Here is a 25,573-nt window from a genome sequence, read left to right as displayed (position 1 = left end):
CCACGCACAGGCGTAGGCCGATGAACTTATTTTGGCTGAGGATAATACTGGCAAAGCGTATAGAGCCACAAACTTCCGATTGAAAAGCCAGCCAAAATATCCGTATAATAGTGAACCCCTAGAAACAGGCGGCTCCAACCGACTAAAACGCAAAGCAAGACCCCCAGCACAATGAGCGTGCGGGCCAGCGCTTTGGGCGGTTTCTCTTCGGTAAGAATGAGGAAGATGATGCTGCCATAGAAAATGATGGCGCTAAGCGCATGGCCGCTAGGGAAGGAAAAGCCACTTGCATGAGCGAGGTGGGGTAACACACTGGGCCTTGGCCGGTGGAAAAGTAATTTCCCGAGCAAGATTAAGGCAATCATGCCAATGGCATTGGTGCCGAAAAACCATAAGGCCAGGCGCTGGCGCTTTCGCCAAAAGAGAAAGGCTGCGAAAAGAAAAGCCAAGACGAGTTCAATTTTACTATTACCGAGTTGGGTCACCACCCGGACCACGCTAGGTGCAAGGGCTTGGGGGCGGTCATAAAAGAAACGGTTGAGAAATTGGTCCATCGTCAACATGAAAGAATTATTCGTCATGACCCCGATAATTAAAAGTAAAATCAGCAGGGCTAAGCAACCGGGTAAGAGGTGTTTTTTAAATTTCATTACATCGCATCCTTCTATTCGCACTTTTCATTGCGTCACGTATTCCTATCTTACCTGATATGGCAGAGAAAATAAATCTAAAATTTACTGACGGTAAAAGTCAGTCGTATTATTAATTAATAAGGAGGGGCTATGAAAACAGCTTTTATTCTTGATAGCAGTGCGGGCTGCCGGCCAGACCTTCAAGCCCGCCCCGATGTTTATATTATCCATTTAACCGTTAATTTTTCCGATGGCACGAGTTTAGAGGACTCTTCCGAACCTCAATTAGCCGCTAAATTTTACGAAGAGCTCCCCCAATTGCCTGATATACCTCAAACCTCCCAGCCCAGTTACGGCTCCTATCTTAAACTGGTCGATCAAATTATTGCGGATGGCTTTGAGCAAGTCATCGCCATCCATCTGTCGGGGCAAATTAGTGGCACCTTGCAAACAGCCCAAATGGTCATGAAAAAACGCTCCGACCAGATTCAAGGCTATGTGATTGATTCCCGGGGAACTTCCTATCAAATGGAGCATTTAATGCTGGAAGGCATGCAAATGCTAGAAGCGGAGTTGCCAATGGGAGACGTTATTGAAGAATTAAATTGGCTAGCCCAAGAATCGCGCATTTATGTTTGCATTAAAGATTTAAATAATTTGCTTAAGGGCGGACGCATTACGAGCTTATCGAAAAACTTGGGCCAGTTACTGCGTATCTATCCCATTCTTAAATTTGAAGCAACCGGAGAACTGAGTCTCTATGATAAAATTCGAACCTTTAAGAAAGTGGAAAAGACCTACATGCGCTTAATTGCTGAAGCCTTAGAGAAGTACCCCAGTGGTTTGACGCTAGCCTTCGCTCATGGGGGCGCCACGGCCACGGTGGAGCAATTAAGTGAGAGAGTCAAGGAATTATACCCTGAATTAAAAATTCGTGCGGGCTACCTGACCCCTGTTTTAGGTGCGCATGGGGGCCAGGACTGTGTGGGCATGGGCCTGCTGGTCAAAAATCGCTTGCTTAATGATTAAGGTCAGCTCCAAAATAACAGAAATAAGACCGACCGATCAGTCATAAAGTCTTGCAAAAACATAAGGTACAAGGTACAATAAGGCCAAGACTTTGTCATACCTGTACGGGGTCTAGCGAATCACCAACGCTAGACGCGGTACTGGTGAATAATTTGTAGAGAGGTGAAAGATTATGGCAATTTCTAAAGAAAGAAAAAATGATATCATTAAGGAATATGCGATTCATGAAGGGGATACAGGGAGCCCAGAAGTTCAAATTGCAGTGCTCACTGAAGAAATTAATACCCTTAACGAACACATTAAAGTTCACAAACATGACTTCCATTCCTACCGTGGTCTGATGAAGAAAATTGGTCACCGTCGTAACCTATTGACCTATTTACGTCACAAAGACGTGCCACGTTACCGTGAATTGATCAAGAAATTAGGCCTACGTCGTTAATTTTTAATTAAAAGCGAGATTCCTTATGAATCTCGCTTTTTACCAATTTTACGTATGAAGCCAGTTTGATAACCGTCTACTAACCAAAATCAAGCGCTTCAACTGGGAGCGTTTGCCTTTGCTTAGTAGTCGAATCGACTGGCAATGATGCAGAAAGGATATCGAAGACGAGATGACAACTGAGAAAAAAGTTTATGAAATGAATTGGGCGGGGCGGCCGCTCTCTGTTGAAGTGGGTCAAATGGCTAAGCAAGCAAGCGCTGCTGTTTTAGTACGCTACGGAGAGACAGTAGTTTTGACGGCTGTTGTGGGCGCCAAAGAACCCAAAGAAGGCCAAGATTTCTTCCCCTTACAAGTTCTCTATGAAGAGCGTATGTATGCTTCAGGGAAGATTCCTGGTGGCTATATTAAACGGGAGGGGCGGCCGAGTGAACATGCGACGTTAACCGCTCGCCTGATTGACCGACCCCTGCGCCCACTGTTTCCAGAGGGGTATATGAATGACGTCCAAGTAATCAATACGATTTTATCGGCCGATCCAGCTTGCTCACCCGAAATGGCGGCCATGCTCGGCTCGTCCTTGGCCTTATGCTTGTCAGATATTCCCTTTGCGGGACCCATTGCGGGTGTGAACATCGGACGTTTGGCCGGCAATTTACTCATTAATCCAACGACCGAACAAAGTAAGGAATCGGCTTTGGACTTAACCGTGGCTGGGACCAGTGAAGCCATTAATATGGTAGAAAGCCAAGCTTTCGAACTCCAAGAAGATGAGATGCTCGAAGCTTTAATGTTTGGCCAAGCCAATATTAAGGAACTCTGCTATTTCCAAGAAAAAATTATTGCAGAATGTGGCCAAGAAAAAATGCCTTATGAAGCCCCTGCTATTGATGAAGCCCTGCAAGCAGAAATTACTGAGCAGTATGGGCAAGCTATGCATGAAGCAATTTTAACTTTTGATAAGTTGGAACGCGAAGAAAATATGCAGGTCCTGAAGGAAGAAATTATTGCTCTTTATGATGAAAAGTTTCTTGAAGACGAAGACTTCCTTGAAAAACATGAACAAGTGGTTCGCTTAGCTAACGATCTTGAGGCCAGTGAAGTCAGACGCTTGATCACCGAAGATAAGAAGCGCCCGGATGGCCGTAAGGTGGATGAGATTCGGCCCCTCGATTCGGAAGTTGGCCTTCTGCCTCGTGCCCATGGGTCAGGCTTATTCACTCGCGGACAAACGCAAGTCTTGTCGGCTTGCACGCTAGCTCCACTATCGGAAGCGCAAAATATTGATAATTTAGGTGAAGAACATGAGATGACCTTCATTCACCATTACAATTTCCCACAATTTTGTGTGGGGGCCAATGGGCGCTACGGAGCACCTGGTCGGCGGGAAATTGGGCATGGCGCTCTTGGCCATCGGGCGTTAGGGCCGATGATTCCTTCGACAGAAGACTTCCCTTATACCATCCGTTTGGTGGGGGATGTGTTAGAATCGAATGGTTCGTCTTCCCAGGCTGCTATTTGTGCGGGTACTTTGGCCTTAATGGACGCCGGTGTGCCCATTAAAGCCCCCGTGGCTGGCATAGCAATGGGTTTAATGATGAATCCAAAAAATCAAGAGGAATACACTATCTTGACCGATATTCAAGGCCTAGAAGATCATTTAGGAGATATGGACTTTAAGGTAGCAGGAACTGAAGCAGGCATTACGGCTTTGCAAATGGATATTAAGATTGCTGGTATTATCGAAGATATTCTTAGAGAAGCACTCGCTCAAGCTCGAAAAGCACGCTTACATATCCTAAATCACTTAACGAATACCCTGGCAGCACCACGGCCTGAATTGAGTCCCTATGCGCCTAAGATTGGTAAGATGATGATCGAAGAGGAGCAAATTAAGGTCGTTATCGGTAAAGGTGGCGAAACTATCAATAAGATTATTGATGAAACGGGCGTTAAAATTGATATTACTGATGATGGTCTGGTTACGGTCTATTCCGACGATCAAGCAGCTATCGACAAGGCTTTGCATATTATCGAGCAATTGACCTTGAAGGTGGAGGTTGGTCAGGTTTATGAGGGGGTTGTTTCTCGTATCGAGAAATTTGGTGCTTTCGTGGATATTGCTCCAGGTAAAAAAGGCTTGGTTCACATCTCTCAACTTCAACACCAACACACTCATCAAGTGACTGATGTCGTTCAATTAGGTGATACGGTCAAAGTCAAAGTCATTGAAATTGACCAAAGAGGTCGGATCAACCTTTCCATGAAAGCCTTACAGGAAAAGGAATAAAAATAATAATGAGTATATAAAAGCTCCCCTTAAAGTTGTCGGTAGCGTCAGCTTTAAGGGGTTTTCTTTTTTATGTGCTAATCTGGGTCTTTAGCACTGCGGTTGGTAGCTTCTAATAAAGCTAATAAAATTTGCGGCAGGGCTGTACCATCGGGATAAATGATATAGCGATTTTCCCATTGCGGTCTAAATTTTTCCTTATAAGCGCGTAAGCCCTTGAAACCGTAGATCCGATTGCCGTATTCATAAACGAGCCGAACAAGCTGATCACGAGAACGGGAGAAAGTTTGATTGCCAACATTAGTCAGTGGCGCCATCCCAAGGTCAAAAGCCGTATAGCCTTCCTCTTTCGCCCATTGGAAAAGCTGAAGGAAAAGCATCTGCATAGCATTGTCAGGTGCATTTTTTCGATGGCGCATCATGTCAATGGAAATCATGTCTTTATCGATCGGCAAAATATTAGCAAAAGCGACGATATGCTCATTCTTCTTTAAAACAGCAATCGGCGCTGTTGCTAAGTAAGAAGTTTTAAAGGCACCTAAGGAATAAGCCATTTCGTGACGCTTGCCTAGCCAATCATCTGATACTCTTCTAAGTTCTTCATAGAAGGTTTCTGCATGAGGAGGCGGACAGATTTCAAAAGTTAATCCTTCATTTTCCATAGCATTACGAATTTTTCGGAAGTTTCGATTTGCTTTACCCTCAAAACTAAAAGCCTCTAGAGGAACATGGGCCGATTCGCCTATTTTAATTGTCAAATACCCCATATTGCAAAATTCATCGAGGTATTTTGGGGTCACTTGGTAGTAAGCTACCGTCATTTTATACTGATGGGCATACTCTGCAAAGGCAATCAGCATGTCACTAATTAAGTCTGGCCTGCCAATGGGATCGCCAAGGACGAGCATATTTCGTCCCACTGCTCGAAATAAAAGAGCAGCTTTTTCTTTATAGAGGAAGATTTGTTTATCATGCATGTGTACCAAGGAACTATATTCGCTGCCACCATAAGTTTGTCTAATGTGTTCAAATTGCTCGAGTTCAGCAGAAGAAGGTGGACTAAAGCGAACTCGGGAAGACTGGCTAAAAAGGACCAGTAGCATGAGCCCTGTGACTAAAAATAAAATGACAAGCATACGGAGGATGCTTAGTGTAATCACTATTTCGCCTTGCTTTTGTAAAATACGCCAGCTTACGAAAAGGGTTGTCCCCCCTAAAACCAATAAAGATAAGCAAGTTGCGAGGAAAATATTTTTGGCTGTAAGCGGAACATTGCTGCGGAAAAATTGCTTTCGGTTAGCAAAAAGCAATAGCCAGACAAAGCCAAGCCAAAGGGCTTCCTTATAAGAAAAGCCGTGTAGAATGCAAAGTATGGCACCAATGGGCAGGAGAAGCATGGCAATTTGGTAGACGCGGTGCACCTGAGCACGAATGCCCAAAGATAAAAGTACCGTAATGATCCCAATGAGTAAGGTGACAAAAGCTGAAAGTTTATTGAATAGATGGGGGATCAAGTGCTTGAGAAAATGCACACGATCAAACCACTCAGGTATGAGCACTGTTAAGATTAGCAAAGTTCCTGCTGTAAATAAAACTAAGGTAACAAGATTAAGACTTAACGTGGAAAAATAGGTGTGGTGGAAATGTTTGGTTTTATTTTTAAACCAATTCAAGGTGACGTAGCCACTCGCTAGTAGCCAAGGAATTAAGTAATAACACACTCTAAGAACCACCAGGGCTGCTAGCACGTGGGAAGTTTCATAACCTAAGGCCTCAAAAACGAGTAGAACTGTCACATCAAAGGCGCCAACACCGCCAGGTAAAAAACTGAAAATGCCAATTACAATTGCAAAGGTATAAACGACTAAGCCATGTGTAAGATTAAAATGAGGAACAAACATTTTACAAACCAGCAGGAAATAGCTGAGGGCGGCTAGCCAATCTCCAATGGAAACAAGTATATAGGATAGCTTTTTACGGGGGGTCAAAAGTGGTAAATTGTTTTTTTCCAAATACTTGCGTAACCAAGGTAGCCGTTCTCCAAAGAGAAATAATGGTAAGTATAAAATAAAAACAGTTGGTAAAACAGCTTGCCAAGTCCAGCCCATTTGAAAAGCGAAAGGAAGGGCTAAAATAATCAGGAAGACAAGGCCTAAAAAACTGGCAAACCAATTCATTAAGGAAAGTTGGACGGCATTTTTGGTTTCTAAGCCATAGTCCCGGTAAAATTTGATGCGTAAGGTGCCACCTGTTAAGCCAGCGATATCAATAAATTCATTAAAGGCTTGTGAAATCCATCCAATTTTTAAGATTTGCCAGCGATTAACTGGAAGTGGGAGATCTTGCGTAGCGACAACATCATAGAAGCCATTGACAGAAAAACCCAGAAGGGCCGTTGTAACCAGCAGTATAATGCTTGGCCAACTTTGCTGGCTAATGGCCCTTTGAAAAAGGAGCCAATCAATATCTTGCAATTGCTGGCGAATAAAAAAAGCCAAAACAATAAATAAAAGGATATAGAAACAGCCCTTTAGCCATTGTTGGTGTTGTTTAACAAATTTGATTATCATTTTCCACCTCTCTAGGCCCAATGTTTAGCCGGGAATTTATGCTGGCTTAAGTCATATCAATTCTATTGTACCCGAATATCTTTAAAAAGGCTCAGACTTTTGGCCGATATCGTTAAGCTTTGGATTTTTTAATTTTTTAAAAATGAATTGCTTTCGTGTATCCGTATGATTTTTAAATATTATGTGGCTAATGTGCATTAATATCATTCTCTATTTATTGCAACAACGGCTTACTCTATCTAGGATGGGTATTGTTGATAGGCAAAATTAACAAAGTAAGGCCATTACTCTGCCAATTTCTGTAGCATTGAAAGATAATGATTCAATTGCTTATTTAACCTAAACAGACATGCTAGCACGCCTAAAACAGAATGTGCTATAATGAGTAAAAAAGGAGGCTTTTATGAGTGATATCAATATCATAAGTCTAGGAGGGGTGCGCGAGAACGGTAAAGATATGTACCTCGCAGAAATTGATGAGGCTATTTATATCTTAGACTGTGGCTTAGTTTACCCTCCCGATGAAATGTTAGGAATCGATGTGATGATTCCTGAATTCGACTATTTACTTAAAAATAAGGATCGGCTGGCTGGTGTTTTCCTTACCCATGGGCACCCTGATGCAGCGGGAGCCTTACCTTATCTCTTGCAAGAAGTCGACCTGCCAGTTTTTGGTTCAGAAATGACGTTGGAATTAGTAAAATTACAAGCTCAAGATATGGGGGTCAAATTAAACACCCGAGATTTCCATAAAGTGACGGACGAGCATAAAATTGAATTTTCTGATGTGACGGTTAGTTTCTTTAATACCACGCACTCGGTGCCCGGTTCGATGGGGATTGTTTTAAAAACAGACCAAGGAAACATTGTCTATACGGGTGATTTTAAATTTGATGCGACCGTTTCTGAAGCTTATCGGACGAATTATGAAGAGCTGATGAATGTGGCTAGTGAAGGAGTTTTAGCTTTACTGAGTGAATCAAATAAGGCAGAGAGTATTGTCGATAATGCTAGTGAGGCAACGATCGAAGCGGCCTTGTTTCACGAAGTCCGACAGGCGAAAGGGCGGGTGGTTCTTTCTGCTGTCAGCAGTAATATTATGCGCCTGCAGCAAATTGTTAATGTGGCCCATCAGACGAGGCGTCATATTTTTGTAGCGGATAATTTTGCGAGTGCCGTGATCGATCTAGCGGTTGGTCTTAACCAATTGCATATTCCCAGTCGGCGACTCTTCCAAGACTTGAAAAAACTGGCCAAATACCCAAATGATGAAGTTATTATTTTGGAAACGGGTCGTTCTGGTGATAGTCTAAGATCTCTAGAAAACATGGCTCGCGGTCGCCGCCATCCTGTCCATATTGAGGAGGGTGATGTGGTGATCTTGGCTACCACTCCAAACGCTGATATGGAAAAGGCAGTCGCTGAAACTAAGGACGCCATCTACCGGGCAGGAGGATCGACAATTGAAATTTCCTCTAAATACCATTCTAGCGGCCATGCTTCACCCAAAGACTTACAATTTATTCTGTCTTTATTGAAACCAAAATATTTTATTCCTGTTTCAGGTGAGTATCGACTGATGCATGAGCACAAGAAATTAGCGCTCGAGTTAGGCATGGCTCCCCAGAATATTTTTCTTTTGGATAAGGGAGATGTTTTAACCTTTGGGGAGAAGAAGGCTTATATCGGTCGTCAAGTCGAAGCGGATAATGTTTTGATTGATGGCTCAGGAATTGGGGATATAGGCAATATTGTTATGCGCGACCGGCAAATGCTTTCCGAAGATGGTGTTTTTGTGGTTGTGCTCACGATTTCACGCCGTGAAAAACGGATAATGGCCGGGCCTGAGGTAATTTCTCGTGGCTTTGTCTTTATGAAGGAAAGCCGTGATCTTTTAAACGAAAGCAAGGATGTGGCGATTCAAGTCGTCAATGAACATCTCCAAAGCAATAACTTCCAATGGTCAGCCCTTAAGGCGGGCCTGCGCGAGCATATCGGTAAGTTCTTATTCAAGGCGACGAAACGACGTCCAATGATTTTACCGGTGGTGATGGAAGCATCAAATTACCTGAAGCACAAAAATAGACAAGGAAGAGTGAAATGAAAGCATCACGTCAATTGAGCGCCTTTCTAGAAGGCTTACTTCTTCTGATTCTAGCTGTATTATTGCAAGGAATATTTGTGAAGTCTTTGGCTGAGGCAGGCTTTTCTTTGGATATTGGCCTCGTCTTAATTCTTTTGTATAGTTTTCGTCGCGGTTTCAAAGCAGGGCTGGTACAAGGCTTATTTTATGGCTTAGCCTTGGCTTATGGCTTAGGCTTTTTCGCCGGCCAACCGGTTGGGGTCCTCGCTTTTGCGGTGGTTGGCGCTAGCTTGGGCCTTGCTGGTCTCTTTGCCAGGAACTTGCAGCGTACCCTTTATAATCGCCGGCTGTCTTCGGTTTACTTAAATTTGGTGACAGGCACTTTGCTGGCTTTATTAGCTTTTTACTTGTTAGGATTTTTGAGTCTAGCCTTTTTCCAGGGGCAAGTGGAACTGAATATCCTCGGCATGAAGGTATTAGGACTTCGCTTTTTACTGAATTTGGGTCTTAGCCTAGTGCTGCTTATTCTGATGCTCAATGTTTCCACACGCTTTTTCATTCCGCGGCAGAGTCCCTTTATTAGCCGGCGGGAACGATCACATTTATTGAATGATTAGTAACAATTTTGAGTGAGAAGATGGGGAGGTCGGATGCACGAATACCTTCCCTTTCTTGTTTGAGGAGACAAGCATGCAAGCGATCATTTATGATATTATTATAGCTTTTCTAACGATTAATACGCTTTTAGCTGTCATTACCGTTTTTCGTCAAAAACGGGAGGTAGCTGCTATTTGGGCTTGGCTCATGGTGCTCCTTATGCTTCCAGGCATTGGCTTTATTTTGTATTTTTTCCTCGGTCGGAAAATTAGTGATGAAGAAATTTTCAAATTAAGTGAGCAAGAAGCTCTAGGAATGACGAGTTTAGTGAATAAATACGTGGACGAGGACGGTCAGCTCACCACCCTAGATCCCTATGACAAGCGAACAAAACGCACCATTCATATGTTGTATCGGTCTAATATGTCAGTTTTGACGCAACACAATACAGCAGATATTTATACTGATGGGAATGACAAAATTGCCCAATTACTTAAAGATATTAAAACAGCTCAGCACCATATTCATATGCAATACTATATTTTCACTTCTGACCATGTCGGTCAACAGATTCTTGAAGCCTTGCTTGAACGAGCTCGTGCTGGGGTAAAAGTCCGTTTTCTCTATGACCCTTTGGGGAGTCGTAAATTGGATAAAAAATACTTACGTGCCTTGCAGGAGGCTGGTGCGGAGGTCAATTCTTTCTTTGGCCGAACGTATTTCTTCATTAATATGCGTCTGAATTTTAGAAACCACCGGAAGCTAGTTATTATTGATGGGCGAGTCGGTTATATTGGCGGCTTTAATATTGCAAAGGAATATGTGAACGAGGGGCCACTCGGCCATTGGCGGGATACGCACTTACGCTTAGAAGGAGAAGTTGTTCAAGCCTTACAGACCCGCTTTGTGCAAGATTGGTGTGCTACGTTTGATATGACCTATCACGATTGGATTGCTGGCGGGGCGTTGGAGGAGCATTACTTTCCAAATATTGAAAAAGATAATGACTTGCCGATTCAAATTGTTTCCAGTGGTCCTGAGGATGATATTGATCAGATAAAAATTGGCTATATTCGTTTAATTAATATGGCTAAGGAATGTGTCTATATTCAAACGCCTTACTTTATCCCAGACGAGAGTGTTTTAGATGCCCTAAAAATTGCTATTTTATCTGGCGTGGAAGTGCATTTAATGATTCCTTGTAAGCCAGATCATCCTTTTGTTTACCGAGCAACTGAATATTATGCTCGTACAATTTTAGAAATGGGCGCTCATATTCATCGCTATGACAATGGCTTTTTGCACTCCAAAGTGGTTATCGTGGATCGGCATTTAGCCAGCGTTGGGACGGCTAATTTTGATATTCGCAGTTTCAGTTTAAATTTTGAAGTCAATGCTTTCATCTATGAACCGAAGCTGATTCAAAAATTAATTGAATATTACTATGAAGATATGAGCAAGAGTACCGATCTCGACTTGGCTTACTTTAAGAACCAAAGTCGTTGGCGTAAATTTAAGCAAAATTTCTCCCGCCTCCTCTCGCCTATTCTCTAGAAGAAGAGCGCTTCTGTAGGATTTGGCGATAAGCTGTTATTCTTGGTAAGAGTGTGCTAAAATGAAAAGAAGATGTGGGAATGGTGGTGAAGAAAATAGGATGAAAGCAAAAGGCTTACTCGTTATTTTATCAGGGCCTTCTGGGGTTGGAAAAGGAACCGTAAGAAAAGCTTTATTCGAGTCAGATCAAAATCGTGATCAGTTTTTTTACTCGGTCTCAGCTACAACCCGTGAACCTCGTCAGGGTGAGGTCAATGGTTCGGATTATTTTTTCGTTAGTCATTCAAAATTTGAGCAGATGATTGAAGACGAAGAGCTTTTAGAATATGCCGAATATGTGGGGAATTACTACGGGACGCCCCTGGCTTACATTAATGATATGACCGAACAGGGTAAGGATGTTTTTCTTGAAATTGAGGTGCAAGGCGCTTTGCAGGTGAAGCGGCGCGTTCCTGATGGTGTTTTTGTATTTTTAGCTCCGCCAGATTTAGGAGAATTGGAGCTCAGGATTACGAATCGTGGTACAGACTCACCAGAAAAAATTAAACAACGGATGGAAAAAGCCCGCCAAGAACTCCAGTTAATGACCCAATATGATTATGTGGTGGTCAATGATGATGTGGATCAGGCAGTGGCAAGAATTCAAACTATTATTGAAGCAGAGCACTTGAAAGTTGACCGTTTCATGGACGATATCGTGGAACAATATCTCGGTGAAAATGAAAAGGAGAGTGAATGATGATAATTTATCCTTCCATTGATCGCTTGTTAGAAAGTGTCCCTTCCAAGTACTCCTTATGCACTATTTCAGCGAAGCGAGCCAATGAATTGCAAGAAGAAAACAATCCAATGCTAACCAAATATGAATCACCTAAATATGTTGGCCAAGCCTTGGAGGAAATTGTATCTCGTGATCTGGTGATTGATCCAGATTCACTACGCTAATTAAAGAGTTGTTTATACAGCTCTTTTTTCTTTCAGGCAGAAAGGGGGGATGCCATGTTTGCGGAAGTGATTGTCGATGTGCCTACACGAGCAACGGACCGACCATTTACTTATCAAATACCGGAAGCACTAGTTTCTGAGGTTAAGTTAGGCATGCGTGTTGCGGTCCCCTTTGGCGTGCGGCAGTTGGAGGGCTTTGTCATTAATATTCGCCGAGAAACTGATTTTTCAGGAGAAATTAAGCCACTTGCGGATCTTCTCGATGATGAGCCTGTCTTACTGGCGGAGCATTTAGCCTTGGGCCGCTGGCTATCTGAGCATTACTATTCTTTTTTGATTAATGCTTACCACACCATGCTGCCACGCTTACTCAAGGCCCAATATCAAAAATACTTTGTTCCCAACATGACGATCCGCGTCTTAAATCAGCAAATCTATTTTAAGGATGCGGAGGCTATCCCTTGGGAGAAGGCGGAAGAAGCTGGGCAGTTAAGTGACCTGCTAGCATTAAAGCGTCAGGGCGAGGTCAGTATTCACTATGAAGTAGCTGATCGTGGCCAGCCAAAAACGGAGCGTTGGATCAAGCCGGTATTGCCTCCGGAAAGCCTGCTAGTAGCGAGGGAGGCTCTACCTAAAACCGCCCATAAACTGCGTCTTTTGACTGAAGTCCTCATGGAATTAGAAGGCCAAGCAGCTTCTGCTCAGGCTCTTAAACAGGAATTTAACCTTCATTTGCCGACGCTTAGGCGAGCTGAAGGGAAAGAGTGGTTAAAGATCTACCAAAGGCCCGTTCGTCGCAATCCTTTTGCAACGTTAGAAGTTGAAGCAACGGAACCTCTAACACTTTTACCGGAGCAAGCACAGGCCTACGAATCCGTTGCCGCTGCCATGGAAGAGCAGGAAGATACGGTCTTCCTGCTGGAGGGGGTCACGGGTAGTGGGAAGACAGAGGTTTACCTGCAACTCATTGAAAAAGCCTTAAAAGCGGGCCGAACCGCGCTGCTCCTTCTTCCTGAGATTAGTTTAACTCCCCAAATGCTCGCTCATTTACGAGGGCGTTTTGGGGATGAGGTTGCTGCCTTACATAGCCAACTCTCCGCAGGGGAGCAATTTGATGAATGGCAGCGTTTAAGAAAGGGTGAAGCCCACATCGTGGTGGGAGCCCGATCTTCCGTTTTTGCGCCGATTGAGGATATCGGTATCATTATTATGGACGAGGAGCATGAGACAACTTATAAGCAAGAAAATGATCCTCGCTATCACGCCCGGGAGGTGGCAAAATGGCGAGCCCATTACCATCAATGCCCCCTCCTGTTGGGAAGTGCCACGCCTTCCTTAGAATCGCGGGCGCGGGCCCAGAATGGCGTTTACCATTATTTGCAAATGACCAAGCGAGCAAATCAAAAGCCCCTCCCTACCTCAACAGTGATTGACATGCGTGAGGAGTTTAAGCAGAAAAACTACCATCACTTTTCTAATGCCCTCTACCAAGCCATGCAAGCTACCCTAAAGCGGAATGAACAAGTGGCCTTGCTCTTGAACCGGCGTGGCTATGCCCACTACGTCATGTGTCGGTCGTGCGGCCTGGTTTTAAAATGCCCTAATTGTGACGTCAGTTTGACTTATCATTATGAAGAGCGGGCTTTAAAATGCCATTATTGCGGCTTTCAAGCCCCCCTTAAATCGCGTTGTCCCCAGTGCCATGGTCCTTATCTCCGTGAGTTTGGTTCGGGGGTTGAGCGCGTGGAGCAGGAATTATTGAAATTATTCCCCCAAGAGCGGGTGATTCGCCTAGATAATGATAGTACCCGCCGTAAGGGCAGTTTGGAGAAATTACTGGCACAAGTAAAAAATCGCGAGGCCAATATCTTACTAGGCACGCAAATGATTGCCAAAGGCTTAGATTTTGAACATATCACCTTAGTCGGTATTCTAAATGCAGACACGTCTCTTTATTTACCCGACTTTCGGGCGGCTGAAAGGACCTTCCAGCTCCTTACGCAGGTGAGTGGCCGGGCTGGACGGGGCGCCTTGGCTGGGCAAGTATTCATCCAGACTTTTAATCCGGATCACTACGCCATTCAATGTGCCCAAGAGCAAAACTATACCAAATTTTACCAGCAAGAGATGACATACCGCCACCTTAACGCCTATTCGCCGTATTACTATACCATTCGCCTCACCAGTTCCCACGAAGAGGAAAATGAAGCTTTGAGGCTGGTGATGGCGATCAAAAAACAGTTGGTCGAAGATCTGGATACGAAGAAAACTATTCTTACGGGTCCCAGTAAAAGTGCCATCTCACGTGTCAATAATCGCTACTATTTCCAAATGCTTTGCCGCTATCGAGATGTTCAGGAAGTTCGCACAGCGATGAAGCAGCTTCAAGAACGCCTGCCGGATTATGAAGAAACAGGAGGTAGAGTGGCGATTGATGTTGAACCTTTGAGTTTTATGTAAGGAAGTGATTTTTTGAAGAACGTGATTTTCATGGGAACGCCATCTTTTGCGGTGGCGAGCTTAGAGGCCTTGGTGGAAGACTCTAAAGTTAAAGTACTTGGCGTCGTCACCCAGCCAGACCGGCCCCAAGGTCGCAAGCGTAAGTTAACACCTTCACCCGTCAAAATCTTTGCTTTGGAACACGACTTGCCGCTTTACCAGCCGGAAAATATTGCGGAGGATGAAGCTTTAGAAGAACTAGTCTTTAAGAAGACGACTGATATGATCATCACCGCCGCCTATGGGCAAAAAATTCCAGCGGCTTGGCTGACGGCGCCTCGCTATGGGTCATTAAACGTTCATGCCAGCTTACTCCCCCGCCACCGCGGCGGTGCACCAGTTCATTATGCTATCTGGTGTGGAGATGATGAGGCGGGCGTCACGATTATGCAGATGAATGAAACCTTAGATGGGGGAGCAATCATCAGCCAGGAAGCCTTGCCGATCAGCGAGCAGACCATTACCAAAGAGCTCTATGCTGACTTAGCCCAGGTCGGGGCCCAATTACTGATTCGCACGCTACCAGCTTGGTTTGCTCGTGAGCTCACCCCCAAAGCTCAAGAGGAAAAGCAGGTGACCTATGCTCCCGTCATAAAAAAACAAGATGAACAAATCAATTGGTCCAAGGAAGCAAAGGCTATTTCCAGAAAAATTCGTGCCTTCAATGATTGGCCCGGCACCTATACGCGCTATCAAGGGCAACGGTGGAAAATTTGGCGGGCAGAGGCCTTGCCTGAGGAAAAAACGAGCGCTGCGCCGGGGGAAATCATTAAAATCGCTCCGAAAACGGAGGACTTCTGGCTAGCTTGTGGTCAGGGGACGGTATTAAAAATTACGGAAATTCAGCCCAATGGCAAGAAAGCCATGCCAATTAATAGCTTCCTTCAAGGAGCAGGCCGCCAGATGGCAGAAGGAGAACGTTTCGATGGCTAGACATCAAGCTTGGACGCATTCAGCGCGAGGCCTCGCTGTGGAAATCTTATTGACGACCGTCCGCGGAGAACATTTTCTCAATGAGGCCCTTGATCGAACTCTTATGGCCAGTGATTTAGACGAGCGTGATCGGGCCCTTTGCACGCAATTAGCTTATGGAACGATGCAAAGGCATGTGACGTTAGAAGCATTCTTGGCCCATTTAGTGCCCAAACCAAACGGCTTGAAACGTTGGCATCGAGAACTTTTATACCTGAGTTTCTATCAGTATTTTTACCTGGACCATATTCCGGACCACGCTATTGTTAATGAAGCGGTAAAATTGACCAAGGAACGAGGGCATCGTTCCCAAGCGCGTTTAACTAATGGTGTTTTAAGGCGGGCCTTTCGGGAATATGCTAGTGCGAGTGAATTTGTGGCGGCAATCGCCACGGCGCCCGAAATCCAACAAGCTTTAACCTATAGTTTACCCTTGGCCTGGCTCAAATATTTTAAGCAGTATTGGTCAGCAAAAGACCTGGAAGCCTTATTAGCGAGTACTTTGACCCCGAGTGTGCCCTGCATTCGTATTCCCGAACGCCATGAAGATCGGCTTGCACAAATTAAGCAGGAATTTCTGGACAAAGGCTGGCAGTTAGAAAAAAGCGATTTGGCTGAGCATGTTTACCGGGTTCGCGGTGGAAACCCAGCCCATACGCAGGCTTTTCAAGCGGGTTGGCTCACCATCCAAGACGAGGCTGCAGTGCTTCCCGCTCGTTTATTGGCTCCCCAAGCTGGCTCACGGGTATTGGATGCTTGTGCCGCTCCAGGCGGAAAAACGGTCCAACTTGCGGAAAAAGTGGGTCCTAGCGGTGAGGTGTGGGCTAATGATTTTTATGAGCATAAGCTAAAACTTATTGAGGAAAATACCAGTCGGATGGGAGTAGCTTTCCAAGTGCATCCCCAAGCTCATGATGCCCGCGACTTAAGTCGAGTTTTTAAACCCGCAAGTTTCCAACACATCTTGGTTGATGCGCCTTGTTCGGGGCTAGGCCTTTTACGGCGCAAGCCCGATATTAAATTCCACCGATCGCCGCGTGATTTAAAGGAGTTTCAGGAGAAGCAATTGGAGATTCTTCGGGGTGTCTTGCCTTTGTTGCAAGAAGGGGGCAGCTTCGTATATAGTACATGTACGATTACGCCGGAAGAAAATCAAAATGTGGTTGAAAAAATATTAACCGAACAGCCAGAATTACGCCTTGTGAATGCTGCAGCAGCCTTACACCTTCCTGAAGACTTGCAGCAGGCAGGTCCTTATTTAGACATTGCTCCCCAGCAATTTCAAAGTGATGGCTTTTTTATGGCGAAATTCGTGCGCGAGAAGTAAACATGCAGGGGGAATAGTATGAAAATAGTTAAGCAAACAGATACCGGTTTGAAGCGAGAGCAAAATGAAGATCAGCTCGGTGTGTTTTATAATACAGCCGACCAAGTTTTGCTCTTGCTTTGCGATGGGATGGGCGGGCAAAATGCTGGTGATGTCGCCAGTCAGATGGCCCTCACTGAAGTAGGTGAACGCTGGCGAAGCACTGAGGAAATGGCCAGTGAAGAAGCCACCACTTGGTTGACACAAACGTTGGAATTAACTAATCAGCGTATCCTGGAAAAGTCCAATCAGTTTGACGATTTACTCGGCATGGGGACAACGATCGTTGCCTTAGCTGATTTTGGGGCTGAGGTGGTCGTTGCCCATGTAGGGGATAGTCGGGCTTATCATTTACGGCAAGGCTCTCTCGCCCAAGTGACAAAGGATCACTCCTATGTCCAAGAGCTAGTTGACCAAGAGATTATCTCGCCCGAAGAAGCCAAGCATCATCCCCAAAAAAATATCATCACCCAGTCGATGGGGATTAATCCCTCCATCAATGTGGATTTGATCCAAATTTCCGTTGAAGTAGGTGATATCTTCCTACTTTGTTCGGATGGGCTGACGGACATGATTGAAGACCAGGATATTTTAGCAGTACTCCTCGCTAAACCTAATATTGAAGAAGCTGTTGAGCAATTGATTTGGGAAGCCAACAATGCAGGGGGGCGGGATAATATTTCTATTATTCTTGCCCAGGTACAGGAGGGAGAATAATATGCGGAGAGGTCAGATTATTTCTGAACGCTACCAAATTATTCGCCTGCTCGGTTCGGGAGGCATGGCCAATGTTTATCTTGCCGAAGATTTAATTTTGAATCGAGAAGTTGCCATTAAATTTCTGCGCCTCGATCTTGATGATCAAACAGATGCTGCCAAACGTTTTGAGCGGGAGGCAAAATCGGTAAGTGAACTGAATCATCCTAATATCGTTAGCATTTATGATGTGGGAACAGGCTCTAGTGGTGATTTTATTGTTATGGAGTACGTGCGGGGGATTGACCTTAAGCAGTATATTCGGCAGAATCAACCGATGCCCTTAGAAACCTTCCAGAGCTTGTTTTTACAAATGTTAGCGGGGGTACAATGTGCCCATGAGCACCACATTACCCATCGCGATTTAAAACCGCAAAATATTATGATCACCGAAAATGGGCAGGTTAAAATCATGGATTTTGGCATTGCCATCGTGAGCACCCAAACCTCCCTGACGCAAACGAGTGCTATCATTGGCTCGGTGCACTACCTTTCCCCTGAGCAAGCCCGTGGTAGCTTTGCAACGCCACGCTCCGACATTTACTCCTTAGGTATTGTGGCTTTTGAAATGCTGACGGGGCAGGTGCCTTTTGATGGAGAATCCCCGGTCGGAGTAGCGGTAAAACATTTCCAAAAACCTTTGCCCGATCTGGCAGATTTCCGCTCCGATATCCCGCCCACGATTCAAAATATGATTTATAAGGCCACCGCCAAAGACCGTGAGGCTCGCTATATGTCTTGTGAGGCCATGGCTTATGATTTAGAATCGGCCTTGGATCAAAATCGCTTGGCCGAAACCATTGTCAGAACGCCTTTATCCAGCAAAGAAACAATGGTGATTAATAAGCCCTTAACTGCCGAGCACCAGTGGACCTTTGACGACGTTGCCGAGGAAAATAAGCACTTAGCCCAGAATGGGCCACAAGAAGAAGTTCCCAGGCATCGCAAATTGCTGCCGCGTAAACGTTGGTTATTCGGCATTGCGGGTGGCAGCATCGGTATTCTTCTTCTCATTTTCTTCCTATTGTTTCGCTTCACCCAATTAGGGGGGATTCGTATTCCCGATGTTTCGGGCGCGACCCAGGACGAGGCGATTGCCGAGTTGCAGCAGGCTAATTTAAAAATCGGTGAAATTAATAAGGAACCGAGTGACACGATCAAACCGGACTTGATCGTGAGAACTGTTCCGGGTCGGCATACGCGAGTGAAGAAGAACAGTAAAGTGGACTTATTTACCAGTACGGGACCTAAATCACGGCGTATTCCTGATGTGACAGGGAAAAGCTTTAAAGAAGCCAAGAAAATATTCTCGCAATTAGGTTTTGAAGTGGTTAAAAAAGACCAATTTAGTGCAGAAATGGATAAAGACCACGTGCTGGCGCAGAGCTTAAAAGCAGGCGAAAATCGAAAACCCAAGCCTGGCGAAAAAGTCACTTTGACGGTCAGCAAAGGGCCAGAAACCTTCACGATGGAAGATCTCACGGGCCGTAGTCGCCAAGAAGTTCTTGACTATGCTAAAAAGGTCAGAATTCAAGTTAATTTCCATGAGCAATATGCTGAAAATCAAGATCCCGATCAGGTCCTCAGTCAAAGTATTGCCCCTGGAGAAAAATTTGAAGAAGGCCAGCAAATGGATGTGACTCTCTCCAAAGGCCAAGAGACGGAGCGGTTCTCTTATACCGTGAGCTTAACCTATCAAGGAACGGGAGAAGAGACGGAGGGTAATGAAGAAGATCCTATTGAACGCTTGCGGGAGTTGTTGGGTTGGTTAGGTTGGCGTAGTCAACCGGTGTATGCAGAAAGTCAAGCAGGAGACCAAATTGAAGTTTATATTGAGGATTTGAACCATGCTTACGATCAAGTGGCTGACCAATTTACGATCCAAGCTGATCGCGACTACACGATGCATTTTGAAACGCGTGTGGGTGAGGAGGCCAGATTTAAAATTGTTCAAAACGGAAAAATAGTCATGGAAAATCGGGTCAAGGCAGGTGATTAAGGATGTTTGGTCAAATTATAAATGCTAAGGCTGGCTTCTACTATATCAAAACGCGTGAAAGTCATATTTTTCAAACGCGGGCCCAGGGGCATTTTCGCTTAAAAAATATTTCACCCCTGGTCGGCGACTGGGTGGAATTTACCAGTGAAAATGAGCATGAGGGTATTATTACCGCTATTGAGCCCCGCAAAAATATGCTTAACCGTCCCCAAGTTGCTAATGTTGATGCCGCCCTACTGGTGGCTTCAGTGGTCCAGCCGAAAATTTCGGCCAAGCTTTTTGATCGCTTCCTTGCCTACCTCGAGTTTCAGGGTCTGGAGCCGATACTCTATTTCAGTAAAATGGACTTGCTCGCTCCTAAGGAGGAAGAGAAAACCGGCCGCTTTATGCAAATTTATGAAAACATCGGTTATTCGATATGGGATAATTTGTCATTAAGTGACCAATGGGATGCTTTTTTAGCCTCCCTAAAAGGAAAAACAGTGGTGACCGTTGGGCAATCGGGTGCGGGGAAGAGCACCTTGCTCAATGAATTATTAGATGAGGAAGTCATTGAAACCCAACCAATTTCTAAAGCCCTTGGGCGGGGACGGCATACGACACGCGACGTTAGCTTATATGATAAAGCAGGGGTTAGTTTTGTGGATACGCCGGGCTTTTCGAGTCTGACTTTCCAAGATATTCTTCCCCAAGCTTTGGGGGCATGTTTTGTTGAATTTCGCTCCTACCAAGAGGCTTGCCAATTTCGAACGTGTACACATACGCATGAACCACGGTGTGCGGTCAAGGCAGCGGTGGGAGCTGGACAAATTGCGAAAAGTCGCTATGACAGCTATCTCAATTTATATGAAGAAATTAAAGAACAAAAGAAAAGCTACTAAGTCAAGGAGGAAAAAGATATGTTAATTGCCCCATCCATTTTAAGTGCTGATTTTGGTCAGTTTACCCAAGAGGTGAAACGCATTGAAGAGGCCGGTGCCGATTGGGTTCATATTGATATGATGGACGGCCATTATGTGCCTAATCTGACGTTTGGTGCTCAAGTCGTGTCGGCCTTGCGTCCGCAAACTAAACTATTTCTTGATTGTCATTTGATGGTCGAAAAGCCTGAGCAATACATTAAGCCTTTAGCCCAGGCAGGAGCCGATATGATGACGATTCACCTTAATGCGACACCCCATATCCATGGGGTTTTGCAAAAAATTAAAGCCGCAGGCATGAAAGCTGGTGTAGCCATTAATCCTGGTGAAACGGCAGAAAGCTTACACCCGGTCTTGCCCCTCGTGGATATGGTTTTAGTCATGACCGTTAACCCAGGCTTTGGCGGCCAAGCTTTTATCCCCGAAGCAGCGCAAAAGGTCGAAACTTTAGCGAAGTGGCGAGAAGAAGAAGCTTACGACTACCTCCTGCAGGTGGATGGGGGCATTCAGCCTGACACGGCAAAAACTTGCCTAGGCTATGGCGCTGATGTTTTTGTCGCTGGTTCTTACATTTTTGGCTCTGATAATGTTAAAAGGGCGATTGAAGCATTAAAAGCCCCCACCTACCATGCTTAAGCAAATTGTTCTCTTAGGCGGTGGGAAAGAGTCTTTTGACGCAGGACGTGATCAATACTCATTTGAGGAGACTTACTTTATTGGGATTGACCGCGGGGCTTGGCGCCTATTACGCTTAGGCCTGCCCCTACATTTGGCTGTGGGCGATTTCGATTCTCTGAAAAAGGACGAAAGAATGCAAGTAGAAACGGCAGCTGAAGAAGTTTTAAGCCTTCCCCAAGAAAAAGATGATACGGACACAGAAGCTGCTTTGAATATTGTGGCAGAGCGCTGGCCTCATTTGCCCATTCATGCTTATGGGCTTTTAGGCGGCCGCCTCGACCATATGCTTAGTAATTTGTATCTCGTTTTGGAAGAGCGTTACCAAGTTTTAACAGGCTCCTGGTTTTTCTATCATCCAGACTACCAAGTTGAAGTTTTACGGCCTGGTGAACATGACATCCAGGCAGAGTGTCGTTATTCCTACCTCTCTTTTGCTTGCCTGACGCCCGTTTCTGGCCTTACATTAGAAAATGTCAAATATCCCTTGGTGGATAAAAATGTTTCACACGCCTACACCTATGTGTCGAATGAGTTTTTACCCGGCCAGCCCAGCATGCGGTGTTCTTTTAGGGAGGGTTACGTCCTCGCCATTCAAGCTCGTGATTAAATTTTAAGCACAAGCTTGCGGAAGTGGCTTGGCTATGGTACTATGATAAAGCATTTGTAGATTGGAAGGGGGAATTTCAATGGCTAAACAATGTTATTACACAGGTCGTAAAGTGCAAACGGGCAATAACCGTTCACATGCCTTGAATGCTAATAAACGCAAATTTAAAGCAAACTTACAAAAAGCACGGATTTTAGTTAATGGTAAGCCAAAACGTGTTTGGGTTTCCGCACGGGCATTAAAATCTGGGCTTGTTGATCGAGTATAAGATTTTAAAAGAGGCAAACGCGCCTCTTTTTTATTTTACATAAAATAAATAATACAGCTCAAGTGACCGCTAAGAAGACAAAAGAAAAAGAATTCGGTTACATTTTTACTTAGTTGCTTATTTATAGTAAAATGATCAGAGTAGCCATGATAAAACTCACTTTCTTTTCGGACAAGGAGGAAATAATATGGCCGTTAAGATGCAAACTAAATATGGAGAAATCGACATTAATGATGCAGCCATTGCCACGGTTGTCGGCAAAGCCACGACTCAAAATTATGGGGTTGTCGGCATGGCCAGTAAAAATCAATTACGCGACGGAATTCAAGAAATTCTTAACCGTGAAAATTATGCACGGGGTGTCGTTGTTTTTAATGAAGATGATGTGATTGTGATCAATGTGTATATTATGGTCAATTATGGCACTAAAATTTCTGAAATCTGCCGTAATGTGCAAAGTTCGGTCAAATTTGAATTGGAGCATGTCTTAGGCCTTACCGCTAATATTGTTAATGTGTACGTCCAAGGCATTCGTATGATCGAAGACTAACCGTTTAATGAGGAGGTAAGCTGTGAAAGCTATAGACGCAAAGGAACTAACTAATATGATTCGGGTGGGGGAAAAACGCTTAAAAGAACACGCGGAATTTATCAACTCATTAAATGTTTTCCCTGTCCCAGACGGTGATACCGGCACGAATATGAGCCTATCTTTTACTTCAGGTCTCTCTTATGTTGAAGAACAAGCGCAGGAAGAAACGGGCCAAGTTGCCGAGCATCTCGCCAAAGGCTTATTGATGGGCGCTCGAGGGAATTCAGGAGTCATTCTCTCCCAACTCTTCCGAGGCTTTGCCAAAGGCCTAGAGGGAAGCCAGGAAGCTAGTGCCTTAGACTTGGCGAACGCCTTTCAACATGGTGTGGAAACGGCCTATAAGGCGGTTATGAAACCGGTAGAAGGCACGATCCTTACCGTCGCCAGAGAAGCTGCCCAAGCCGGCTTGGAAAAAGCTAAAACTACGGATGATGTGCTTGCCGTGATGACTGCCGTTCATCAGATGGCCGATGAAGCCTTAAAGAAAACTCCCGAGCAATTACCTGTCTTAAAGGAAGTCGGTGTGGTGGATAGTGGCGGCCAAGGGCTCTTTACAATTTATACAGGCTTCTTGGAGGCCTTAAAGGGTGAGCATGTTCCCATTGAACAAACCTTGTCGGTGGAGAGCACGGATGTGACCCAATTGGCCCACCATGAAAATCATGCCAGCCATGCTAACGTGCGGCCTGAAGATATTAAATATGGCTATTGTACAGAAATTATGGTCCGCTTAGGTGAAGGGCGTACCGTAGAAGAGGAGTTTTCCTATGAAGATTTCCGTGAGTATTTAAATCAATTAGGGGATTCCTTACTCGTCGTTAATGATGATGAAATTGTTAAAGTGCATGTCCATACCGAACAACCTGGCGAAGTGATGAATTACGGCCAACGTTTTGGCTCCCTCATTAAAATTAAGGTTGATAATATGCGGGAGCAAAATCAAGCTCTCCATCGTGGGGAAGCTAGCGAAGCCAAAGAACGTGTGGCTCATGGTATTTTAACCGTTGTTGCTGGTCAGGGCTTAGCGGAAATGTTTACGAATCTAGGCGCCAGTAAAATTATCAATGGTGGCCAGACCATGAATCCGTCCACCGAAGATATTGCACAAGCGATTGAACAAGTCAATGCGGAAGATGTTATTATTTTGCCTAATAACAAAAATATTTTCATGGCAGCCCAACAAGCCGCTGATCTTGCCGATAAGCCGGTTGTGGTTATTCCCACTAAAACAGTCTCCCAAGGCTTAAGTGCGATGTTAGGTTTCAATCAATTGGATAGTTTAGAAGCGAATGAAGAGCAAATGACAGCCGAATTAGCGAATGTGACGAGTGGTCAAATTACCCAAGCCACTCGGAAAACTTCGATCGAAGGTCTAGCCATTGAAAAGGATGACTACATGGGACTTGTCGAAGGTGATATCGTGACCTCATGTGCTGATTTGGAAGAGAGCTGCTTAACGACCGTGGAAAAAATGCTGGCAGAAGACTCGGAGATAATCACTTTGATTTATGGTGCTGATATTAGCCGCAAGGCAGCGGAAGAATTAGCGGCAAAATTGGAAGAGAAATACACGGATTTAGACCTTGAGGTGTATGACGGTGGTCAACCGGTCTATTCCTATTTCATTTCTGTGGAATAATATTTTCCCGTACCAATCTGCTTGCAGATTGGTATTTTTTAAGTAAGAAGCGACCATCAGGTGAGCCCATGCTTTGGGCATGTTATAATAATACAAATGAAGGAGGTGTATCCATGATGACAGGAAAAATTGGTATCCTCGATTTCATACCGAGAGACAGTAACGCTAACGCCCAAGAAGCTTTTCAAAATTCCCTTAATTTAGTGCGGGTGGCCGACCAAATGGGGCTCAAGCGTTATTGGTTTGCTGAACACCACAGTACGCCGGCCATTTTTGGCAGTACACCGATGATTTCTGCGGCCCGGGCGCTGAGTTCAACAGAACAGATTCGGGTGGGAACGGGTTCCATTTTGGTGAATAATCATCCTAGCTACCTCGTGGCCGAACAATTAGCGACCTTAGAGAATATGTTCCCGAAGCGCCTTGATATTGGTTTAGGCTATAGTTTGCCTCAGGAAGATGTCACTTCGCTTTTTTCCTTGGAGCAAGTTTCTAAGTCGATTCCTTATGAAGAGCACCTCGCTTTGTTGTTGGGCTTGTTAGAACATTCCTTGCCAGCAGAACATCCTTACCGGAGACTCAGCGTCAATCCCCCGCAAGAAGAGCATGGAGCACCCGTTTATATTACGGCAGCGAGTGAGCGGCATATTTATTTTATTGCTGAACAAGGCTTGGGTTTGTGCTATGGCTTATTTTTGAATCCTTGCCCTGAAACTTGCCGCCAAGCCATTGCTTCTTACCGGAAGCATTTCAAACCGGGCCCTTATTTTAAAAAACCTCATGTGATTTTATCACTCTATGCCATTAGCGCTTATGACTATGCGCTGTTGCCTGCCTTGGAAACAGCCATTAATCATTGGATTTTGACGTTCCGGCAGGATAAACGCTCGGTTTACCAGTTATTGGATCTGATGCATGCCAGTGATTATCCATTCGATGCGGAGGAAGAAGCCATACTCGCCCAATACCAGGCGGCTAAGGTAGTCGGCACGCCCAAGGAACTGGCTAAGCAATTAAAACATTTAAAAACCACCTATCAGGTGGATGAATTTCTTATTCTCAATCAACTCGCCAGTCAAGCACAAAGGCGGGAACTCGTTGAAATTTTAGGGCAAATTGAACTATAAATTGAGGA

At 44.7% G+C, this 25,573-nt stretch carries 22 protein-coding genes; 20 read left to right on the top strand and 2 right to left on the bottom strand.

The genetic code is table 11. The annotated features are described in order from the left end of the window. Positions 1–26: 26 nt before the first annotated feature. A complete protein-coding gene (locus tag WF803_RS00820) occupies positions 27–650 on the bottom strand; it encodes a phosphatase PAP2 family protein (protein ID WP_489611246.1) in 624 nt (207 codons plus the stop codon). Positions 651–782: 132 nt separating this feature from the next. Here WF803_RS00820 and WF803_RS00815 point away from each other — a divergent pair, with 132 nt between their 5' ends. The 3 genes from WF803_RS00815 (at position 783) to pnp (ending at position 4,393) form a co-directional block, all read left to right on the top strand. Beyond that, positions 783–1,661: a DegV family protein gene (locus tag WF803_RS00815; protein WP_489611245.1), complete on the top strand. Its 879-nt coding sequence runs from the start codon at positions 783–785 to the stop codon at positions 1,659–1,661. Positions 1,662–1,833: 172 nt separating this feature from the next. Further along, positions 1,834–2,103: a 30S ribosomal protein S15 gene (rpsO, locus tag WF803_RS00810; protein WP_489611244.1), complete on the top strand. Its 270-nt coding sequence runs from the start codon at positions 1,834–1,836 to the stop codon at positions 2,101–2,103. Between the two features lie 172 nt (positions 2,104–2,275). Further along, positions 2,276–4,393 carry a polyribonucleotide nucleotidyltransferase gene (gene pnp / locus WF803_RS00805; RefSeq protein ID WP_489611243.1) on the top strand — a complete coding sequence of 706 codons (2,118 nt, stop codon included), beginning with the start codon at positions 2,276–2,278 and terminating at the stop codon, positions 4,391–4,393. 77 nt (positions 4,394–4,470) lie between these two features. Here pnp and mprF read toward each other — a convergent pair whose 3' ends face one another. Further along, a complete protein-coding gene (gene mprF, locus WF803_RS00800; protein ID WP_489611242.1) occupies positions 4,471–6,963 on the bottom strand; it encodes a bifunctional lysylphosphatidylglycerol flippase/synthetase MprF in 2,493 nt (830 codons plus the stop codon). A gap of 403 nt (positions 6,964–7,366) precedes the next feature. Here mprF and WF803_RS00795 point away from each other — a divergent pair, with 403 nt between their 5' ends. The 17 genes from WF803_RS00795 (at position 7,367) to WF803_RS00715 (ending at position 25,565) form a co-directional block, all read left to right on the top strand. Continuing rightward, on the top strand, positions 7,367–9,067 hold the full coding sequence (locus WF803_RS00795; RefSeq protein WP_489611241.1) for a ribonuclease J: 1,701 nt from the start codon (positions 7,367–7,369) through the stop codon (positions 9,065–9,067). After that, the gene (locus tag WF803_RS00790) at positions 9,064–9,663 is read left to right on the top strand and encodes an energy-coupled thiamine transporter ThiT (RefSeq protein ID WP_489611240.1); all 600 of its coding nucleotides are present in this window, start codon (positions 9,064–9,066) and stop codon (positions 9,661–9,663) included. The genes WF803_RS00795 and WF803_RS00790 overlap by 4 nt, the downstream gene beginning before the upstream one ends. Positions 9,664–9,736: 73 nt before the next feature. After that, complete coding sequence (gene cls, locus WF803_RS00785; RefSeq protein ID WP_489611239.1) at positions 9,737–11,197, top strand: cardiolipin synthase; 1,461 nt, start codon at positions 9,737–9,739, stop codon at positions 11,195–11,197. A gap of 100 nt (positions 11,198–11,297) precedes the next feature. Next, a complete protein-coding gene (gmk, locus tag WF803_RS00780; RefSeq protein WP_489611933.1) occupies positions 11,298–11,936 on the top strand; it encodes a guanylate kinase in 639 nt (212 codons plus the stop codon). Then, entirely contained in the window at positions 11,936–12,142 is a 207-nt protein-coding gene (rpoZ, locus tag WF803_RS00775; RefSeq protein WP_489611932.1) for a DNA-directed RNA polymerase subunit omega, read from the top strand. Before gmk ends, rpoZ begins: the two co-directional genes overlap by 1 nt. A 54-nt stretch (positions 12,143–12,196) precedes the next feature. Then, entirely contained in the window at positions 12,197–14,602 is a 2,406-nt protein-coding gene (gene priA / locus WF803_RS00770; RefSeq protein WP_489611237.1) for a primosomal protein N', read from the top strand. Positions 14,603–14,623: 21 nt separating this feature from the next. After that, a complete protein-coding gene (gene fmt / locus WF803_RS00765) occupies positions 14,624–15,574 on the top strand; it encodes a methionyl-tRNA formyltransferase (protein ID WP_489611931.1) in 951 nt (316 codons plus the stop codon). Then, positions 15,567–16,940 carry a 16S rRNA (cytosine(967)-C(5))-methyltransferase RsmB gene (rsmB, locus tag WF803_RS00760; RefSeq protein WP_489611236.1) on the top strand — a complete coding sequence of 458 codons (1,374 nt, stop codon included), beginning with the start codon at positions 15,567–15,569 and terminating at the stop codon, positions 16,938–16,940. Before fmt ends, rsmB begins: the two co-directional genes overlap by 8 nt. Before the next feature lie 18 nt (positions 16,941–16,958). Next, on the top strand, positions 16,959–17,696 hold the full coding sequence (locus WF803_RS00755) for a Stp1/IreP family PP2C-type Ser/Thr phosphatase (RefSeq protein ID WP_489611235.1): 738 nt from the start codon (positions 16,959–16,961) through the stop codon (positions 17,694–17,696). A 1-nt stretch (position 17,697) separates the two neighbouring features. Next, positions 17,698–19,734, top strand: coding sequence for a Stk1 family PASTA domain-containing Ser/Thr kinase (gene pknB / locus WF803_RS00750; protein WP_489611234.1), 2,037 nt, complete (start codon positions 17,698–17,700; stop codon positions 19,732–19,734). 2 nt (positions 19,735–19,736) lie between these two features. After that, on the top strand, positions 19,737–20,615 hold the full coding sequence (gene rsgA / locus WF803_RS00745; protein ID WP_489611233.1) for a ribosome small subunit-dependent GTPase A: 879 nt from the start codon (positions 19,737–19,739) through the stop codon (positions 20,613–20,615). 18 nt (positions 20,616–20,633) lie between these two features. Then, positions 20,634–21,290: a ribulose-phosphate 3-epimerase gene (rpe, locus tag WF803_RS00740; protein WP_489611232.1), complete on the top strand. Its 657-nt coding sequence runs from the start codon at positions 20,634–20,636 to the stop codon at positions 21,288–21,290. After that, a complete protein-coding gene (locus WF803_RS00735; protein WP_489611231.1) occupies positions 21,283–21,939 on the top strand; it encodes a thiamine diphosphokinase in 657 nt (218 codons plus the stop codon). The genes rpe and WF803_RS00735 overlap by 8 nt, the downstream gene beginning before the upstream one ends. Positions 21,940–22,018: 79 nt before the next feature. Further along, a complete protein-coding gene (gene rpmB / locus WF803_RS00730) occupies positions 22,019–22,207 on the top strand; it encodes a 50S ribosomal protein L28 (protein ID WP_489611230.1) in 189 nt (62 codons plus the stop codon). Between the two features lie 187 nt (positions 22,208–22,394). After that, positions 22,395–22,757 (top strand): Asp23/Gls24 family envelope stress response protein, encoded by a 363-nt coding sequence (locus WF803_RS00725; protein ID WP_489611229.1) that lies wholly within the window; start codon positions 22,395–22,397, stop codon positions 22,755–22,757. A 55-nt stretch (positions 22,758–22,812) separates the two neighbouring features. Beyond that, entirely contained in the window at positions 22,813–24,438 is a 1,626-nt protein-coding gene (locus WF803_RS00720) for a DAK2 domain-containing protein (RefSeq protein ID WP_489611930.1), read from the top strand. Positions 24,439–24,551: 113 nt separating this feature from the next. Next, on the top strand, positions 24,552–25,565 hold the full coding sequence (locus WF803_RS00715) for an MsnO8 family LLM class oxidoreductase (protein ID WP_489611228.1): 1,014 nt from the start codon (positions 24,552–24,554) through the stop codon (positions 25,563–25,565). The last annotated feature ends 8 nt before the right edge of the window (positions 25,566–25,573 follow it).

This window comes from Aerococcus sp. BD502 (genome assembly GCF_057919555.1).
Note: the sequence above shows the minus strand (reverse complement) of the source record. Positions and strands in the feature narration are given on the sequence as shown.

Coding starts and splice junctions, on each gene's coding strand:
- WF803_RS00820 (WP_489611246.1), bottom strand. CDS start 650: ATGAAATTTAAAAAACACCTCTTACCCGGTTGCTTAGCCCTGCTGATT.
- WF803_RS00815 (WP_489611245.1), top strand. CDS start 783: ATGAAAACAGCTTTTATTCTTGATAGCAGTGCGGGCTGCCGGCCAGAC.
- rpsO (WP_489611244.1), top strand. CDS start 1,834: ATGGCAATTTCTAAAGAAAGAAAAAATGATATCATTAAGGAATATGCG.
- pnp (WP_489611243.1), top strand. CDS start 2,276: ATGACAACTGAGAAAAAAGTTTATGAAATGAATTGGGCGGGGCGGCCG.
- mprF (WP_489611242.1), bottom strand. CDS start 6,963: ATGATAATCAAATTTGTTAAACAACACCAACAATGGCTAAAGGGCTGT.
- WF803_RS00795 (WP_489611241.1), top strand. CDS start 7,367: ATGAGTGATATCAATATCATAAGTCTAGGAGGGGTGCGCGAGAACGGT.
- WF803_RS00790 (WP_489611240.1), top strand. CDS start 9,064: ATGAAAGCATCACGTCAATTGAGCGCCTTTCTAGAAGGCTTACTTCTT.
- cls (WP_489611239.1), top strand. CDS start 9,737: ATGCAAGCGATCATTTATGATATTATTATAGCTTTTCTAACGATTAAT.
- gmk (WP_489611933.1), top strand. CDS start 11,298: ATGAAAGCAAAAGGCTTACTCGTTATTTTATCAGGGCCTTCTGGGGTT.
- rpoZ (WP_489611932.1), top strand. CDS start 11,936: ATGATAATTTATCCTTCCATTGATCGCTTGTTAGAAAGTGTCCCTTCC.
- priA (WP_489611237.1), top strand. CDS start 12,197: ATGTTTGCGGAAGTGATTGTCGATGTGCCTACACGAGCAACGGACCGA.
- rsmB (WP_489611236.1), top strand. CDS start 15,567: ATGGCTAGACATCAAGCTTGGACGCATTCAGCGCGAGGCCTCGCTGTG.
- WF803_RS00755 (WP_489611235.1), top strand. CDS start 16,959: ATGAAAATAGTTAAGCAAACAGATACCGGTTTGAAGCGAGAGCAAAAT.
- pknB (WP_489611234.1), top strand. CDS start 17,698: ATGCGGAGAGGTCAGATTATTTCTGAACGCTACCAAATTATTCGCCTG.
- rsgA (WP_489611233.1), top strand. CDS start 19,737: ATGTTTGGTCAAATTATAAATGCTAAGGCTGGCTTCTACTATATCAAA.
- rpe (WP_489611232.1), top strand. CDS start 20,634: ATGTTAATTGCCCCATCCATTTTAAGTGCTGATTTTGGTCAGTTTACC.
- WF803_RS00735 (WP_489611231.1), top strand. CDS start 21,283: ATGCTTAAGCAAATTGTTCTCTTAGGCGGTGGGAAAGAGTCTTTTGAC.
- rpmB (WP_489611230.1), top strand. CDS start 22,019: ATGGCTAAACAATGTTATTACACAGGTCGTAAAGTGCAAACGGGCAAT.
- WF803_RS00725 (WP_489611229.1), top strand. CDS start 22,395: ATGGCCGTTAAGATGCAAACTAAATATGGAGAAATCGACATTAATGAT.
- WF803_RS00720 (WP_489611930.1), top strand. CDS start 22,813: ATGATTCGGGTGGGGGAAAAACGCTTAAAAGAACACGCGGAATTTATC.
- WF803_RS00715 (WP_489611228.1), top strand. CDS start 24,552: ATGATGACAGGAAAAATTGGTATCCTCGATTTCATACCGAGAGACAGT.